Annotated in this window: 20 protein-coding genes and 1 tRNA gene; 15 read left to right on the top strand and 6 right to left on the bottom strand. The window is 67.1% G+C overall.

Annotation, left to right across the window (positions count from 1 at the left end):
- Genes ASE50_RS16695 through ASE50_RS16740 form a run of 10 tightly spaced genes read left to right on the top strand, consistent with a single transcriptional unit; the run spans window position 1 to window position 8,573 of the window.
- Window positions 1–1,476 carry a methyl-accepting chemotaxis protein gene (locus tag ASE50_RS16695; RefSeq protein WP_056403235.1) on the top strand — a complete coding sequence of 492 codons (1,476 nt, stop codon included), beginning with the start codon at window positions 1–3 and terminating at the stop codon, window positions 1,474–1,476.
- A gap of 41 nt (window positions 1,477–1,517) precedes the next feature.
- Complete coding sequence (locus ASE50_RS16700) at window positions 1,518–1,781, top strand: STAS domain-containing protein (RefSeq protein WP_082439085.1); 264 nt, start codon at window positions 1,518–1,520, stop codon at window positions 1,779–1,781.
- A gap of 15 nt (window positions 1,782–1,796) precedes the next feature.
- On the top strand, window positions 1,797–3,974 hold the full coding sequence (locus tag ASE50_RS16705; RefSeq protein ID WP_056403238.1) for a chemotaxis protein CheA: 2,178 nt from the start codon (window positions 1,797–1,799) through the stop codon (window positions 3,972–3,974).
- Window positions 3,971–4,834, top strand: a complete 864-nt coding sequence (locus tag ASE50_RS16710; RefSeq protein WP_056403240.1) for a CheR family methyltransferase — start codon at window positions 3,971–3,973, stop codon at window positions 4,832–4,834. The genes ASE50_RS16705 and ASE50_RS16710 overlap by 4 nt, the downstream gene beginning before the upstream one ends.
- On the top strand, window positions 4,831–5,859 hold the full coding sequence (locus ASE50_RS16715) for a protein-glutamate methylesterase/protein-glutamine glutaminase (protein ID WP_056403243.1): 1,029 nt from the start codon (window positions 4,831–4,833) through the stop codon (window positions 5,857–5,859). The genes ASE50_RS16710 and ASE50_RS16715 overlap by 4 nt, the downstream gene beginning before the upstream one ends.
- Window positions 5,847–6,404, top strand: a complete 558-nt coding sequence (locus ASE50_RS16720; RefSeq protein ID WP_235512412.1) for a chemotaxis protein CheD — start codon at window positions 5,847–5,849, stop codon at window positions 6,402–6,404. The genes ASE50_RS16715 and ASE50_RS16720 overlap by 13 nt, the downstream gene beginning before the upstream one ends.
- Before the next feature lie 29 nt (window positions 6,405–6,433).
- Window positions 6,434–6,796: a response regulator gene (locus ASE50_RS16725; protein WP_055995337.1), complete on the top strand. Its 363-nt coding sequence runs from the start codon at window positions 6,434–6,436 to the stop codon at window positions 6,794–6,796.
- 26 nt (window positions 6,797–6,822) lie between these two features.
- Window positions 6,823–7,260, top strand: coding sequence for a chemotaxis protein CheW (locus tag ASE50_RS16730; protein WP_055995334.1), 438 nt, complete (start codon window positions 6,823–6,825; stop codon window positions 7,258–7,260).
- A gap of 33 nt (window positions 7,261–7,293) precedes the next feature.
- A complete protein-coding gene (locus tag ASE50_RS16735) occupies window positions 7,294–8,298 on the top strand; it encodes a chemotaxis protein CheB (RefSeq protein ID WP_235512413.1) in 1,005 nt (334 codons plus the stop codon).
- Entirely contained in the window at window positions 8,295–8,573 is a 279-nt protein-coding gene (locus ASE50_RS16740) for a hypothetical protein (RefSeq protein ID WP_056403252.1), read from the top strand. Before ASE50_RS16735 ends, ASE50_RS16740 begins: the two co-directional genes overlap by 4 nt.
- A 23-nt stretch (window positions 8,574–8,596) precedes the next feature.
- Here the strand turns inward: ASE50_RS16740 and ASE50_RS16745 are convergent, their stop codons facing one another.
- Complete coding sequence (locus tag ASE50_RS16745) at window positions 8,597–8,803, bottom strand: hypothetical protein (protein ID WP_056403256.1); 207 nt, start codon at window positions 8,801–8,803, stop codon at window positions 8,597–8,599.
- Window positions 8,803–8,958, bottom strand: coding sequence for a hypothetical protein (locus ASE50_RS18895; RefSeq protein WP_156347512.1), 156 nt, complete (start codon window positions 8,956–8,958; stop codon window positions 8,803–8,805). Before ASE50_RS18895 ends, ASE50_RS16745 begins: the two co-directional genes overlap by 1 nt.
- A 228-nt stretch (window positions 8,959–9,186) precedes the next feature.
- Here ASE50_RS18895 and ASE50_RS16750 point away from each other — a divergent pair, with 228 nt between their 5' ends.
- Both ASE50_RS16750 and ASE50_RS16755 read left to right on the top strand, forming a co-directional pair.
- Complete coding sequence (locus ASE50_RS16750) at window positions 9,187–10,698, top strand: sensor histidine kinase (protein WP_056403259.1); 1,512 nt, start codon at window positions 9,187–9,189, stop codon at window positions 10,696–10,698.
- A complete protein-coding gene (locus ASE50_RS16755) occupies window positions 10,695–11,375 on the top strand; it encodes a response regulator transcription factor (RefSeq protein ID WP_056403264.1) in 681 nt (226 codons plus the stop codon). Before ASE50_RS16750 ends, ASE50_RS16755 begins: the two co-directional genes overlap by 4 nt.
- Before the next feature lie 31 nt (window positions 11,376–11,406).
- Here the strand turns inward: ASE50_RS16755 and ASE50_RS16760 are convergent.
- From ASE50_RS16760 to ASE50_RS16775, 4 genes are all read right to left on the bottom strand, one after another.
- Window positions 11,407–11,480: transfer RNA gene (locus tag ASE50_RS16760), tRNA-Thr, on the bottom strand.
- Between the two features lie 90 nt (window positions 11,481–11,570).
- Window positions 11,571–12,452 carry a hypothetical protein gene (locus ASE50_RS16765; RefSeq protein WP_321163381.1) on the bottom strand — a complete coding sequence of 294 codons (882 nt, stop codon included), beginning with the start codon at window positions 12,450–12,452 and terminating at the stop codon, window positions 11,571–11,573.
- Window positions 12,434–12,778: an MmcQ/YjbR family DNA-binding protein gene (locus ASE50_RS16770; protein WP_056403267.1), complete on the bottom strand. Its 345-nt coding sequence runs from the start codon at window positions 12,776–12,778 to the stop codon at window positions 12,434–12,436. The genes ASE50_RS16765 and ASE50_RS16770 overlap by 19 nt, the downstream gene beginning before the upstream one ends.
- Entirely contained in the window at window positions 12,775–14,079 is a 1,305-nt protein-coding gene (locus ASE50_RS16775; protein WP_056403270.1) for a replication-associated recombination protein A, read from the bottom strand. Before ASE50_RS16775 ends, ASE50_RS16770 begins: the two co-directional genes overlap by 4 nt.
- Before the next feature lie 91 nt (window positions 14,080–14,170).
- Between ASE50_RS16775 and ASE50_RS16780 the strand changes: the two genes are divergently transcribed.
- From ASE50_RS16780 to ASE50_RS16790, 3 genes are read left to right on the top strand one after another with little or no spacing between them, the layout of a single operon-like run.
- Window positions 14,171–14,722: a PadR family transcriptional regulator gene (locus ASE50_RS16780; RefSeq protein ID WP_156347513.1), complete on the top strand. Its 552-nt coding sequence runs from the start codon at window positions 14,171–14,173 to the stop codon at window positions 14,720–14,722.
- On the top strand, window positions 14,719–15,036 hold the full coding sequence (locus ASE50_RS16785; protein ID WP_056403273.1) for a DUF2218 domain-containing protein: 318 nt from the start codon (window positions 14,719–14,721) through the stop codon (window positions 15,034–15,036). Before ASE50_RS16780 ends, ASE50_RS16785 begins: the two co-directional genes overlap by 4 nt.
- 31 nt (window positions 15,037–15,067) lie before the next feature.
- A complete protein-coding gene (locus tag ASE50_RS16790; RefSeq protein WP_056403278.1) occupies window positions 15,068–15,334 on the top strand; it encodes a UvrB/UvrC motif-containing protein in 267 nt (88 codons plus the stop codon).
- Window positions 15,335–15,369: the final 35 nt, after the last annotated feature.

A 15,369-nucleotide genomic window follows, 5' to 3' on the forward strand; every position in this document is an offset into this window, starting at 1 on the left:
ATGAGATGGTTCAGCAAGGACGCACCGATCCGCACGAAATTCCTCGTCATGGGGATCGTGTATGTCGCGTTGATGTGCGTCCCGTTCGGCACGACGGTGCTGGCCGTCAACGAGACGCTGTCCGAACCGGTGTTGCTGGGCATCACCAGCGCGACCGTCATCGTTGCCATCGTGCTCGGCGTTCTTTTCCGTAACATCGTCTGCGGACCTTATGTCGGCACGGTCGAACGGATGGAGGGGCTCGCGCAAGGCGACCTGACCACGCCGATCGGCTTCGCCGACCATAAGGACTGTGTCGGTCGCATGTCGCGGGCGATGGAAGTATTCCGCGAGAACGGCCGGGTGGTGAAGGAAGCGGCGGCCGCGCAGCAGCAGGTGGTCGGTTCGCTGGGGCAGGGGCTGTCGCGTCTTGCCGCCAGCGACGTTACCTATCGCATCGAACAAAGCTTCCCATCGGATTACGAACGCCTCCGCATCGATTTCAACGCCGCGATGGACGCGGTGTCCGAAGTGTTGTCGGCAGTGCGCGACGCGACCAGCGGCATCAACAACGGCGCCAACGACATTCGTCAGGCATCGGATGACCTGTCGCAGCGCACCGAGCAACAGGCCGCCAGCCTTGAAGAGACCGCCGCGGCGATGGACCAGATCACCAGCACGGTGAAGGAAACCGCCACCGGTGCCAGCCGCGCCAACATGGTGGTCATCGAAACCCGCGACGAAGCCGAACAGTCGGGGGACGTCGTCCGCCGCGCGGTGGAGGCGATGAACGGCATCGAGCGCGCCTCGGGCGAAATCGGCGACATCATCAGCGTGATCGACGGGATCGCGTTCCAGACGAACCTGCTGGCGCTGAACGCCGGGGTCGAGGCGGCGCGGGCGGGCGATGCGGGCAAGGGCTTTGCCGTCGTCGCCAGCGAAGTCCGGGCGCTCGCCCAGCGGTCGGCCGATGCGGCCAAGGACGTGAAGTCCAAGATCACCGCTTCTTCCGAACAGGTCGCCATGGGTGTCGAACTGGTCAGCGAGACCGGCAAGGCACTGCAACGGATCATCAACCGCATCGGTGAGATCAGCACGCTGGTCGGCACCATCGCCACCTCGGCCGATCAGCAAGCGACCGGCCTCCAGCAGGTCAACACCGCCGTCGGCGAGATGGACGGCGTGACGCAACAGAATGCGGCGATGGTCGAACAGGCGAACGCCGCTGCCCGGACCCTTGCCGAAGAGGCGCAGGAGCTCGCGCGACAGGTCGCCCGCTTCACGGTCGACAGCGGCAACTACCGCGGCGGCATGAGCATGGGCGGGGGCGGCCATGTCCAGCAGATGCCGAGCGCGGTGCACCGCCTGCAAGCCCGCGCCGCGCAGGTCGGCCGTGAGATCGCCCGCGGATCGCGCAAGAAAGTCGCTGCCGGCGGCGGTGGCGGGGCCGCTGCGCCTGCACCGGTCGTCGACGAGGACGACTGGTCCGAATTCTGATCGCTCCGGCGACCCACGTCTTTTCCGAACAGGAATTTCCGATGCCCATCGTACTCGCTCCCGTGCTCGACACCGCCGCCGCCGCTCCGCTTCGGCTGACGCTGCGCGCCGCGATCGACACCGGTCAGTCGATCATCCTCGACGCATCCGCGGTCGAGCGGATCGGGCAGGCCTGTCTACAGATCCTTGCCGCCGCCGAAGCGGCGGCGGACCTTGCCGGCCTCGACTTCCGCGTCGTCGGTGCCAGCCCCGCCTTTGCCGACATGGCCACGCTGGCCGCGCTCGACACCCTTCTCGCCGCCTGATTCCGGAGCGAACCCATGGACCTCGACGCAATCCAGCAGATCTTCTTTCAGGAGTGCGAGGAAGGTCTCGCCGCGATGGAAGGCAATTTCGCGTTGCTGCGCGACGGCGACCGCGATTCGGAAACGATCAACGCCGTCTTCCGCTGCGTGCATTCGATCAAGGGCGGGGCAGGGGCGTTCGGTCACGAACGTCTGCAGGCCTATACCCATCAATATGAAACGCTGCTCGACCTGATCCGCAACGGCACGCTGGAACTGACTTCGCCGCTGCTCGACGTGGTCATGGGTGCGTTCGACATGCTGGCCGACCATGTCGCAGCCGCCCGCGATGGCGGAACGCCGCCATCCGACGCGGCGATGCTCGACCGGCTGTCGGCGGCGGCGGGCGGCGGCTCGGCGCATGGCGGTTCGGCCAAAGCGGCAGCGGCCCCGGCTGCGGCGGAACCGGCCCCGGCAATCTCCGACGACTTCGACGATCTGATGTCGATGCTGGGCGATGTCGCCCCGTCCGAAGAGGGCGCCGATGCCGATGACGGCTGGCGGCTGCACTACGAACCGGGTGCCAAGGCGTTCGAACATGGTGCCGAACCGCTGCTGCTGCTGCGCGAACTGACGCTGCTGGGTGGCAAGGTGACGCAGTGCGATCGCAGCGCGCTGCCGGGTCTCGACGCGCTCGATCCCGAAACCGGCTATCTGGCATGGGACGTGGCGTTGCCCGCCAGCGTTGCCGAGGATGATATCCGTGCGGTCTTCGAATTTTCGGACAGCAACGCGATCACGCTCGGCAAGGGCGCGCCGGAAGCGTCGATCATGGACGATGTCGATTCGCTGTTCGACTCGCTCGACACGGTCGCCGCACCGGTAGCGGCGGTCGAGGAACCGGTCGCTCCGCCGCCACCCCCGCCGCCTGCGCCTGCGCCAGTGCCGGCTGCGGTTGCGCCGGCACCGGCGGCTTCGGCTCCGGTGGACGAGAAGGCTGCGCCGCGCGCCGCGGCGGCCGTCGCCCCGGCGGCGCAGACGATTCGCGTCGACCTCGACAAGCTCGACCGGCTGGTCAATCTGGTCGGTGAGCTCGTCATCACCCAGGCGATGCTCGCCCAGCGTCTCGCGGAAAACGCGATGGGCGGGATTTCCGAGCTTAACGACCTCGAACATCTTACGCGCGAATTGCAGGAGTCGACGATGGCGATCCGGGCGCAGCCGATGAAGACGGTGTTCAGCCGCGTACCGCGGATCGTCCGCGAACTGGAGGGCGAGACCGGCAAGCGCGTCCGCCTCGAGGTCGATGGCGAGATGACCGAGGTCGACAAGACCGTCGTCGAACGCATCGGCGAGCCGCTGACCCACCTGATCCGCAATGCCGTCGACCATGGCCTCGAGATGCCCGACGTGCGCGTCGCCGCCGGCAAGCCGGCCGAAGGCGTCGTCCGCCTGTCGGCCGCGCACCAGTCGGGCCGGATCGTCATCACCGTCGCCGACGACGGACAGGGCATCAACCGGGCGCGGGTGAAGGCCAAGGCGATCGAGAAGGGCATCATCCTGCCCGATGCGGCGCTGACCGACGAAGAGATTGACAATCTGATCTTCGCGCCCGGTTTCTCGACTGCGGCGGCAATCACCAACGTCTCCGGCCGGGGCGTCGGCATGGACGTGGTGCGCAAAAACATACAGGCGCTGGGCGGGCGCATCGGCATCCAGTCGCGCGAAGGCTTCGGGTCGAGCTTCTCGCTCAGCCTGCCGCTGACGCTGGCGGTGCTGGACGGCATGATCGTGACGGTCGGCGAACAGACGTTCGTCATCCCGCTCGGCCATATCGTAGAAAGCCTGCGGCCGACCGACCTGACGCTCAACCGGCTGGGGCCGGAGGGGACGCTGCTCGACGTGCGCGGTTCCTATGTGCCGGTACTGCGCATCGCCGATCATCTCGGCATCGCCGGCGCGCAGCGCAACGCGACCGATGCGGTGCTGATCGTGGTCGAGGGCGATCATGGACAGGCCGCGCTGCTGGTCGACTCGATCCAGGATCAGCGGCAGGTCGTCGTGAAGAGCCTCGAGGCCAATTACCAGGCGATCGACGGCGTGGCGGGGGCGACGATCCTCGGCGACGGGCGCGTCGCGCTGATCGCCGATGTCGATGCCCTGACTTCGCGCAGCCGCTTCGCCAACCGCGCGCCGGCGGCCATCGCCGCATGAGCGCCGCCGCCGCCCTCGACAACGGTCGGACGCGGGAGTTCGACTTCCAGCCGGCCGACCACCGCGCGATCGCCGCGCTGGTGTATCAGGAGGTCGGCATCCTGTTGCCCGACGGCAAGGCGCAGCTGGTCTATGGCCGGATCGCGCCGCGGGTCCGCGCCTCCGGTCTGTCGAGCTTCGCCGACTATGTCGCGTTCATCGGCCGCGATGCCGAAGAACGCGCCCGCGCGGTCGATGCGCTGACCACCAACCACACCAGCTTCTTTCGCGAAAACCATCATTTCGAGGATTTCGTCGATCGCATCTGGCCGGGGCTGGTCGACCGGCTGAATAAGGGTGGCCGCGTCCGCCTGTGGTCGGCGGCGTGTTCGAGCGGCGAGGAACCCTATTCATGGCTGATGGCGGCGTTCGGTGCCGACCGCAGCCTCGCGCAGCGACTGCTGAAGGCCGATCTGCGGATGCTGGCGACCGACGTGTCGCCAAGCGTCCTCGAAAAGGCGCGGGCCGGGCAGTATTCGAAGGAAACGATGCGCACCGTGCCCGCCGCACTGCGCGGCGCATGGACTAGGGGGGAGGGCGACGATCTGATCGTCGACCCGCTATTGCGCGACGCGATCGCGTTCCGGCCGCTCAACCTGCTCGGCGATTGGCCGATCAAGGGGCGGTTCGACACGATCTTCTGTCGCAACGTGATGATCTATTTCGACGAACCGACCAAGGAAAAGCTCCTGGCCCGGCTCGCCGACCGACTGGAGGTGGGGGGGATGCTGTACATTGGTCATTCGGAGCGGTTGCTCGGCGCGGTAATCGACAAATTCCGTCCGATCGGTCGCACCGCCTATCAGAAGGTGGCGGCATGACCGTCCGCGCACTGATCGTCGACGATTCCTATTCGATGCAGGCGATCATCCGTCGCAAGCTGCAGGCCGATCCGGCGATCGAGGTCGTCGGCACCGCCGCCAGCGCCGACGAGGCGCGGGCCCAGATCAAGGCGCTCGACCCCGATGTCGTGACGCTCGACATCGAGATGCCGGGCATGAGCGGCCTCGACTTTCTCGACCGGCTGATGCGGCTGCGCCCGACGCCGGTGGTGATGCTGTCGACGCTGACCGCGCAAGGTGCAGAGGCCAGCCTGACCGCGCTGGAGCGGGGGGCGTTCGACTGTTTCGACAAGAACCGGCTGATGGCGCACAACGATCATAGCGGGCTGGACCTCGCCGATCTGGTCCGAGCCGCTTCGCAGACGCGTCCGGCCGCGCGCGTCGCGCCGGTGGCCCCGGTGGTCCACGAACGCGCGACCTACACGCCGCGTCCCGGATCGATGATCGCGATCGGCGCGTCGACCGGCGGCGTCGAGGCACTGATCGAATTGCTGTCGGCGTTTCCCGCCAATTGCCCGCCGACGATGATCGTGCAGCATATGCCCGCGACCTTCACGCCCAGTTTCGCCGCCCGGCTCAACCGGCTGTGCGCGCCGAGCGTCGAGGAAGCGCGGCCGGGCGCGGTGCTGGGCATCGGCAAGATCTATCTCGCGCCGGGTGGCGAGCGTCACATGGAACTGGCGGGCATCGGCGACCGGCGGCATTGCCGCCTGCTCGAAGGGGACAAGGTCAATGGCCACCGCCCGTCGGTCGACCGGCTGTTCCATTCGGTCGCGCGCCTTGCCGGACGCGATGCCACCGCCGCCATCCTGACCGGCATGGGCAGCGACGGCGCGGAGGGGATGAAGGCGATGCGAACCGCCGGCGCGATGACCTTCGGTCAGGACAAGGCGACCAGCGTCGTGTACGGCATGCCCGCCATCGCGTGGCAGATCGGCGGCGTCGCCGAACAATTGCCGCTGCGCCGCATCGCCGGTCGGCTGCTCGCCGAATGTGCGCTGTGAACGCCCTGTCCGCCCGGGACGGTATGCGCCGGATCACCGTGGCGCAGGGCGAGACGCAGGTCAGCCGCGAACCCGATGTCGTGCTGACCACGGTGCTGGGCAGCTGCGTCGCCGCCTGCTTCTACGATCCGGTCGCGCAGATCGGCGGCATCAACCATTATCTGCTGGCCGATGGCACGGCATCGGATCAGGCATCGATGCAACGCTACGGCGTTTACGCGATGGAAGTACTTATCAACGCAATGTTGACCATGGGTGCCGCAAGATCGCGTTTGCGCGCACGAATCTTCGGCGGTGCAACGATGCGGGAAGGATTTCGTGATATCGGAGGTGCCAACATCGCCTTTGCCCGCACCTTCCTGCGCAACGAGCGGATCGCGCTGGTCGGCGAGGACGTCGGGGGGACGCGGGCACGCCGCGTCGAGTTTCGCGCGGCGGTCGGACTGGCCCGGTGCCGGTCGGTCGTCGATGCGGCACCGCCGGTGATCGTGGTCCGCAAGCCACCTCCGCCCCCCGCCGCCGTCGGCGACGTGGAATTTTTTTGATGACTGATTTCGTACCGAGGGAGTTTACCGTGGCAAAGACGATCCTGACCGTCGATGATTCGCCCAGCATGCGGATGTTGCTGCGGGTGGCGTTGACCGACCTGGGCTATAGCGTGATCGAGGCGGAGGACGGCGTCCATGCGCTCGAAAAGCTCGACGGCGTACAGCCCGACCTGCTCATCACCGACATCAACATGCCGCGCATGGACGGTTTCGGCCTGATCGCCGAAGTGCGCGGGCAGGGGCGTCGCAGCCTGCCGATCCTGGTGCTGACCACCGAGAGCTCGGACGAAAAGAAGCAGCGCGCCCGCGATGCCGGCGCGACCGGCTGGATCGTCAAGCCGTTCCACCCCGAAAAGCTCGCGGCCGCCATCCGCCGCGTGCTGCACTGACCCGTTTTCCGCCCGAGGATTAGAGCATGTCCCGCCAACTTATCACCTTTCAGCTGGGCGACCAGATTCTGGGCGTCGACATCATGGCGATCCGCGAGATCCGCGCATGGTCGCCGGCGACGCCGCTGCCCAACGTGCCGCCCTATGTCCGCGGTGTCGTGAACCTGCGCGGTGTCGTGCTGCCGGTGTTCGACCTGCGTCATCGGCTGAACTGGGGCATGACCGATCCGTCGGCGCGCCACGTCATCATCGTCGTGCGCATCGGCGAACAGCTGCAGGGCATCATCGTCGATGCGGTCAACGACATCGTGTCGATCCATCCCGATGCGATGCAGCCGATCCCCGACATGGGCGACACCGAAGCCTCGCGCTTCCTCGAAGGGTTGGCGACGATCGACAATCGCATGATCCTGGTGCTGGCGCTCGACCGTCTGGTCGACCAGCCGGTCGCCGAAGCCGCCTGAAGTACCGCGTAATCTTTTTGGGACACTGACATCATGGCTGCAAGCACCAAGGTTCTCGTCGTCGACGACTCGTTGACCATGCGGGCGCTCATTTCGGGAGCGCTGGAACGGATTCCGGGTGTGGAGGTCGTCGGCCTTGCGGATGGTGCTGCCGAAGCACGGTCGATGGTCGCGTCGCTGAAACCGCATGTCATCACGCTCGACGTCGAAATGCCGGGAATGAGCGGCATCGAATATCTGGCCGAGATCATGGAATCGAAGCCGATGCCGGTCATCATGTTCTCCACCCGCACCACCGACGGCGCGGGCGAGACGATCGAGGCACTGCGGCTGGGGGCGATCGACTGCCTGCCCAAGCCGCGCGTCGCGGCCCCGGCCGAACTGAACGCGATCATCGCCAAGCTGGGCAAGCGCATCAAGTCGGCCCGCAATGCGCCGATGAAGAGCAAGGGGCCGGCGGCCAAGGCGGCGGCACCGATCGACTGGAACGGTCGCCTGATCGTGCTGGGCGGTGATGCGTCGAGCACCGCGTCGATGTTCGGCATGTTCGGTGCCTTTCCCGCCAACTGCCCGCCGACGATCGTCGTGCAGCATCTGGGGCCGGGTCTGGTCGATGGCATGGTCGAAAAGCTCGGGACGCAGGTCGCACCGAAGGTCGTCGTCGCGCAGGACGGGATGAAGATCGAGCAGGGCACCATCTATTTCGCGCCACAGGGCGACCATCACGTCGTCGTCGACGCATGGCCGTCGGGCAAATTGCGCTTGCTGGCGCGCGATCCGGTAGCGGGCGAGCGTCCGTCGATCTCGCTGCTGTTCGCCGCCGCTGCCAAGGCGGCGGGGGCCAATGCGGTCGGCGTGCTGATGATCGACGGCAGCGAAGACGGCGGCGGCGGTCTGAAGGCGATGCTGGGTGCGGGCAGCTATGCCTTTTCCCCGGCGGAGGGCGGCGGCGGCCACACGCTGGCGCGGGGTATGGTCACGCAGCCGGTCGCGCCCGACGCGCTGACCGCCAGCGTCCTGAAACTGTGCTCGAAATGAACGCGCCCGCGACCTTTCCGCAGCCGATCCCGATGGGCGGCGCACTGGCCGAAGAACTGGTGCGCGCCTCGCGGATGCTGGGCGACCTCGCCTTCGAACTCGGCAGCGACGAAGCGACGTTGCGCCGGCATTTGACCGGATTGCAATCGATCGATCACGTCACGCAGATCCTGCTCAACCTCGCCAGCGTGCTGCGCGGTGGCGACGGGCAGGATCAGCTGTCGGAAGTGACGCTGGAGGACATGCTGGCGCGGCTACGCTGCCACGCCGCCTGATCCGCCCGCGCGGGCGACCGACTTCATCCCGGATAGCGCAGCGCCAGCGGCAGGAAACACAGCGCCGCCCCGGCCGCGACCCACGCCAGACCGGGCAGGTTCCGCGTCGCGCGGCCCCCGCCGGCATAGGCGAGCGCCCCGTCCGATATCCAGATCAGCTTGAGGAAGCCGATCGTCATCGCGATGTTGCCGATCGGAATCGCGACGAAGGCGGCGATGTCGACCATCATCAATGCGGGTAATTGCTGACCGCGGACAATGCCGCCTTCAGCCGGTCGCGCTCGTCGCGATAGGTCCGCGCCGCGCGGTCGATCTGATTGAATCGGCGATCGGCGTCGAGCAACGCGTCATTCAGACGCTGACGACGAATAAACGGCCACTGCATAGGTCCTCTCCCGATACGACGTCGATATGGGGGCAGCGGAAGGTGCCGGACGGGATGCGATTCCCGCGCAGGTCAGCCGTGGCGATGCCCGAACGGACCGCTAGGCCAACGAATCATTAAGCCGTTACTATAGCTTTCTTATGTATGGACGGCGTCCAGTGCCCGGCTACGCATGGTCCGGGCGCACGGGCCGTGCCGCGGCGCGTTCGTGGGAGTGAGCCTGCCGCTATGCCGTCCTATCCGATCACCGCCGATCTCGCCTCGCGCGGACTGAAGCTGTCGCTGACCCGGCAGGAGCTTGCCTCGACCGCGACCGTCATCCTCGTCCTCGCGCTGGTCGGTAATCTGGTCGCCGCCCATTATGACGAGGTCACCGCCGCGCTGGTGTTCATGCTGGGCGTCACCGTCGCCGGGGCGGTCGGCGGCCTGTCCAGCGCGCTGATCGCGGCGGTGGCGGCGTTCCTGATCTTCAATTTCTTCATTACCCAGCCTGCTTTCTCGTTCCGGCTGGGGACGGAACGCGATCTCGCGCCGCTGTTCATCTTCAACCTGTGCGCGATCGTGACCGGCATCCTCGCCGGGCGGTTGCGCGACCGGTCGGAACTGGCGCGGCTCGGCAATGCCCGGCTGACCAACCTGCTGCGGCTCAGTCGGGCGCTGCAATCGGCCGGGCGGGTCGTTGACATCACCGCCGCTTTGGCCCGTGTCGCCGAACCGATCCTCAACGCACGCCTGATGATCTTCCGGCTGCGGCCGGGCGGTCTCGATCGCGTCGGCCCGGACGAGACCCTGTGCGCGATCGACGACATGATCGCCGCGTTGCTCGCCAGCGACGAGGGCATCCTCATCGAGCGTCCGCTGGTGGCGATCCGGCTGGACGGCAGCGAAGGGGCGATCGGCGTCCTGTTGCTCGAGGAAGCCGGCGGCGGCCCCATGGACCTGACCCTGCTCAAGACCTTTGGCGGCAGCGTCTCGGTCGCGTTCGAACGCGCCATCCTGTCGGAACAGAATGCCGAACGCCGCGCGACCGTTCGGGCCGAGGAGTTGAAGACCGCGTTGCTCAATTCGGTCAGCCACGATTTCCGCACGCCGCTGACCGCGATCAGCGCGTCGGCGTCAAGCCTGCTGATCTACCGCGACAAGCTGGATGCCGTCACGTTCGAACAGTTTCTGCGCCAGATCGTCGACGATTGCGAACGGCTCAATCGCTATACGGCGAACCTGCTCGAAATGAGCAAGCTGGAGGTCGGCGACGACCCGGCATTGTTGCAGACGCTGGGCGTTGCCGAGATGATCGGCGTCGCCATCCAGCGCGTGCGTCCGCGCGCTGGCAACCGCCGCTTCGAAACGGTCGGCATGGACCCGCGACTGGTCGTGTCGGCGAACCCGGCATTGTTCGAACTGGTGCTCATCAACGTGCTCGACAACGCGATCCTCTATGGTCCCGACGGCACCCGCATCGTGCTGAGCGCCGAGGATCTGGGCGATCGCTGCCGCATCGGCATCGCCGACGAGGGTTGCGGTATTCCGGAGGACGACCTAGTCCGCGTGTTCGAGCGTTTCTACCGGGTGCGCCGGTGCGAGGCATCGCCCCGCGGCAGCGGCCTGGGACTGGCGATCGCCAAGGGCTTCGTCGAGGCGCTGGGCGGATCGATCGCGGCGCAGACGCCGGGCGTGGCGAACGGAGGCACGAAGATCGTTATCGAACTGCCGATCGCCAGCGGAATGCCCGCGACTTGACCCGCATCCTGATCGTCGATGACGAACCGTCGCTGGTCGCGGTGCTGGAGCCGACGTTGCGTGCGGCGGGGTATGAGGTGGCGACCGCCTGCGACGGCAACTCCGCTGTAGAGGCGGTACGACGGACCGACCCCGAACTGATCCTCCTCGACCTCGGCCTGCCCGACATGGACGGGAAGGACGTGATCGGCGCGGTGCGCGCGATCAGCGCGGCATCGGTGATCGTGATCTCGGCGCGGCATCAGGAAAGCGAAAAGATCGCGGCGCTGGACGAAGGGGCTGACGACTATGTCAACAAACCCTTCGAGATCGGCGAACTGACCGCGCGCATCCGCGCGGCGGTGCGGCGGCGTGCCAGCGTACGCGTGAAGCCGCGGACCTATCATAGCGGCCCGCTGGCGATCGACTTCGACGCCCGGTCTGTCCGGATCGAAGACGAACCGATCCGATTGTCGCGCAAGGAATTCGACCTGTTGCAGGCGCTGGCGATGAGCGCCGGACAGGTCGTCACGCACAAGCGGCTGCTCGAGGTCGGCTGGGGATCGCCATCGGCGGACAGCCAGTATCTGCGCGTCTATATCGGCTATCTGCGGCAGAAGCTGGAGGAGGATTCGACCGATCCCCGGCTGATCCTGACCGAACCCGGCGTCGGGTACCGGCTCGCGCCGCCGCGCTGACCTGTCCGCCCGGGCAGGGAAGAAGGGATGGTGGTGCCCCGTGCAGGAATCGAACCCGCGTCTCTTCGTTACAAAGGAAGCCGTTTACCATTAACGTAACGGGGCACTTCCTCGCGCTCTGTACCAAGCGGCGTGCGTCAGCACAACGGCGGGCGGGGCGGGATATTCGACCCGCTCGTCGCGACGCTACCCGCCTCACCGCACCCCGAACGTCCACCCCTCCGTCTGCGCCACCTGCCCCGTCAGCCCGGCCGGCGTCCACAACCCGCCATCACCCGCGACCTGCCGCAACCATGCCGCGCTCAGCAGCGCGTCGGTGGCATGATCGTCGTAGCGGGCGATCGGGACATGCGCGGCACTGCCCAGCACCGCCAGCGCCGCATCCAGCGACGCGGCATCGCGCAACTTGCTCAAGCCCTTGCGCACCCCCGCCGCCCGCGCCGCGATAGTCGTGTAGATTTCGACGATCACCGGCCCGGTATCGGGCAGCGGATCGAACGGCCAGACCGGGATCGCGCCGCGTAGCCGGTGCAGGACGCGCATGCCGGTCAGGCTCGACTTCCCCACCTGCGCCGCGCCGACGAGATTGAAACAGCTGGTCGGCGACAGCCCGGCGAGCAACTGCCGCTCCTCGCACACCCGCAACCGTCCGCGGCCCACCCCGAACAGGTCGCCGCACGCGCGCTGCCGCCGGAAGTGCCGCGAGAGTTCCGCATCGGCGACCACCGATGATGCCGCCAGAAACGGATCGTCCGCCGCCATCGTGTCGACTATCGCCCAAAGCGCCCGCGCATCGGGCGGCGACGCGTCCCAGCCCGGAAAATAGGTGTCTTTGTCGACAAATGGCAGCGCCGGCGACAGGTCCAGCCCGATCAGCATGTCGGCTCGCGCAGCCGCCAGCCCGACCAGCCAGTCGAGCACCGCGCCCCGCGACCATCCGCGCTCGCGCACGATCAGTTCGGGGCCGGCGTCACCGACCTCGGCGACGGCCAGCCCTTTCGGGTGCGCAACCGCCTGTCCCGACCAATCGATCGCCATGAACCGGGTGAAGTGCCGGGTCAGGGCCGCTCGCCCCACGCCTTGCGCTGGGCGATCGTCGCCCGGTCCCACCATGCCCGGCGCAGCAGCGTCGCGATCCGATCGCCGGCATCGGTTCCGTAGCGCACCAGCACCACCGGCCAGCCGCGATAATGGTCGGTCTGCCAGAAGGTCGCCGGATCGGTCTCGATCAGCATGTCCTTCTCACCCTCCGCGACATGCAGCACGAAGCTGTCGGACCCGGGCGCGGTCGTGCCAGCAAGCGTCTTGTTCCTGAAACGCAGCGCCGGCTGGCCATAGCTGCTGCCCAACTCGACGCCCGGCAGAGCGCAGCCGATCGCCACGACGTCGGTCCAGTCCCTCATGACTGACGCCGTTCGTCCCACCACGCCATGCGTTCGGCGATCCGCTGTTCGAAGCCGCGCCCGGTCGGTTCGTAGAATCGCTTCGGCGTCATCTCCTCCGGCCAGTACTTCGCGCCCGAAAACCCGTCGGCCTGATCGTGGTCATAGGCATAGTCCTTGCCATAGCCGATATCCTTCATCAGCCGGGTCGGCGCGTTCAGGATCGATGGCGGCGGCATCAGTGATCCCGTCTCGCGCGCGCTAGCAAAGGCCGCTTTCTGCGCCTTGTACGCCGCGTTCGATTTGGGCGCGGTGGCGAGGTACAGGCACGCCTGCACGATCGCCAGTTCGCCTTCGGGACTGCCGAGAAAGTCATAGGCATCCTTGGCGGCGAGGCATTGCACCAGCGCCTGCGGATCGGCGAGGCCGATATCCTCGCTGGCGAACCGCGTCAGCCGGCGCAGGACATAGAGCGGTTCCTCACCCGCCGTCAACATCCGCGCCATGTAATAGAGCGCTGCCTGCGGGTCCGATCCGCGTAGCGACTTGTGCAGCGCCGAGATCAGATTGTAATGCCCTTCGCGGTCCTTGTCGTAGACCGCGACCCGGCGTTGCAGCAGCGCCGACAGCCCGGCAGGGTCGAGCGGTTCGGGCAGTTGGATCGAAAACAATGTCTCCGCCTGATTGAGCAGGAAGCGCCCATCGCCATCGGCACTCGCCACCAGTGCCGCCCGCGCGGCATCGGTCAGGGGCAGGGGGCGTTCCTCCGTCGCCTCGGCACGGATCAGCAGTTCGTTGAGTGCGGCGGCGTCGAGCCGGTGCAGGATCAGCACCTGTGCCCGGCTAAGCAATGCCGCGTTCAGTTCGAACGACGGATTCTCGGTCGTCGCCCCGACCAGCGTGACGGTGCCATCCTCGACATAGGGCAGAAAACCGTCCTGCTGCGCGCGGTTGAAGCGGTGGATCTCGTCCACGAACAGCAGCGTGCGTTTGCCGATCCGGCCATGGTCGCGCGCCTCGGCGAACACCTTCTTCAGGTCGGCGACGCCCGAGAACACCGCCGAAATCTGGGAATAGCGCAGGCCTACCGCATCGGCCAGCAGGCGGGCGATCGTCGTCTTGCCGGTGCCGGGCGGACCCCACAGGATCATCGACGACAGCTTGCCGGCCGCGACCATGCGCCCGATCGCGCCATCCGCGCCGGTCAGATGATCCTGTCCGACCACCTCCGCCAGCGTTGTCGGGCGCAACCGGTCGGCGAGCGGCCCGCCGGTCGGCGTCTCGGGCGGGGGCGGGGCGAAGTCGGCGAAAAGGTCGGCCATGCCGGCAATATAGGGTGCGCGAAAAAACCCGAAAGTCGATCTTGTATGCGATTGTTTCAGATATATCTTACCGCTCAAGATATATCGGAGAATGAAGATGCGATTTGGATTGGGATATGATTCATGGACCGGCGGGCCGGGCATGGGCGGGCGTGGCCGACACGATGGTCCGCGCGGACCGCGCGGGCGGGTGCTGGGCGGTGACGAACTGAAGCTGGTCCTGCTGGCCTTGATCGCCGAGACGCCGCGCCACGGATATGACCTGATCCGCGCGATCGAGGGGAAGACCGGCGGTGCCTATGCGCCAAGCCCCGGCGTCGTCTATCCGACGCTGACGTTGCTGACCGACATGGGCCTGATCGACGAGCAGGCGAGTGAGGGGACGCGCAAGCGGTTCGCGGTGACGGAAGCGGGTACCGCGCAATTGACGACCGATGCGGCGCAGGTCGGCGAACTATTCGATCGGCTTGCGGCACTGGGCGAGCATCGCGCCCGCACCGATGCCGGTCCGATCCACCGCGCCCGTGCAAACCTGCGCACCGCGATCCATCATCGGCTGGCGGCGGCGGACGTCGACACCGAAACCCTCCACCGCGTCGCCGCCATCCTCGACGAAGCCGCACAAAAGGTCGAACGCCTGTGACCGCCAACACCGCCACCGCGATCGTCGCGACCGCCCATGCCAGCCGGTATCTGCAACAGCTTTGCAAACATTGGCAGCACAACCTGACCGTCGCGTTCGACGCGCATCACGGCACGGTCGTGTTCCCCCGCGACGCGCGCGGGGCCGACCATCCCGGCGATGCGCTGGTGACGTTCGACGCCGCCGATGATGCGTTGACCGTCCGCATCGACGCGACCTCGACCGATCAACTGGCGGGGCTGGAGGGCGCCGTCGCCCGCCACCTCGATCGCTTCGCCTTTCGCGAAGCGCCGCTCGGCTTCGACTGGCGATGAGGCGCGGCGCGGCTTCGTGCGTTCGGGGCGCATGACCGATTCGATCGACGCCCTACGCCAGCAGATGGAGGCCGCCGCCGCCGCGATGGATTTCGAAACCGCATCGCGGCTGCGCGACCGGATCAACCTGCTTCGCGGCGGTGCGCAGACCGACGCGGCGACCGCCGCCGACACGACCGGCCTGACCCGTCAGCAACCGGGCGCGATGGGTCTGGGCACCAGCCGCCAGCGCGTCGAACCGCCCGCCGGCTGGAAACCGCCGAAAAAGCCCGATCCGATGGTGACCCGGAAACGATAGCGTTCGTAGCGATTTGCATCGAACCAAAGCCCGGA

It is taken from the genome of Sphingomonas sp. Leaf5, assembly GCF_001421155.1.
Taxonomy (GTDB): domain Bacteria; phylum Pseudomonadota; class Alphaproteobacteria; order Sphingomonadales; family Sphingomonadaceae; genus Sphingomonas.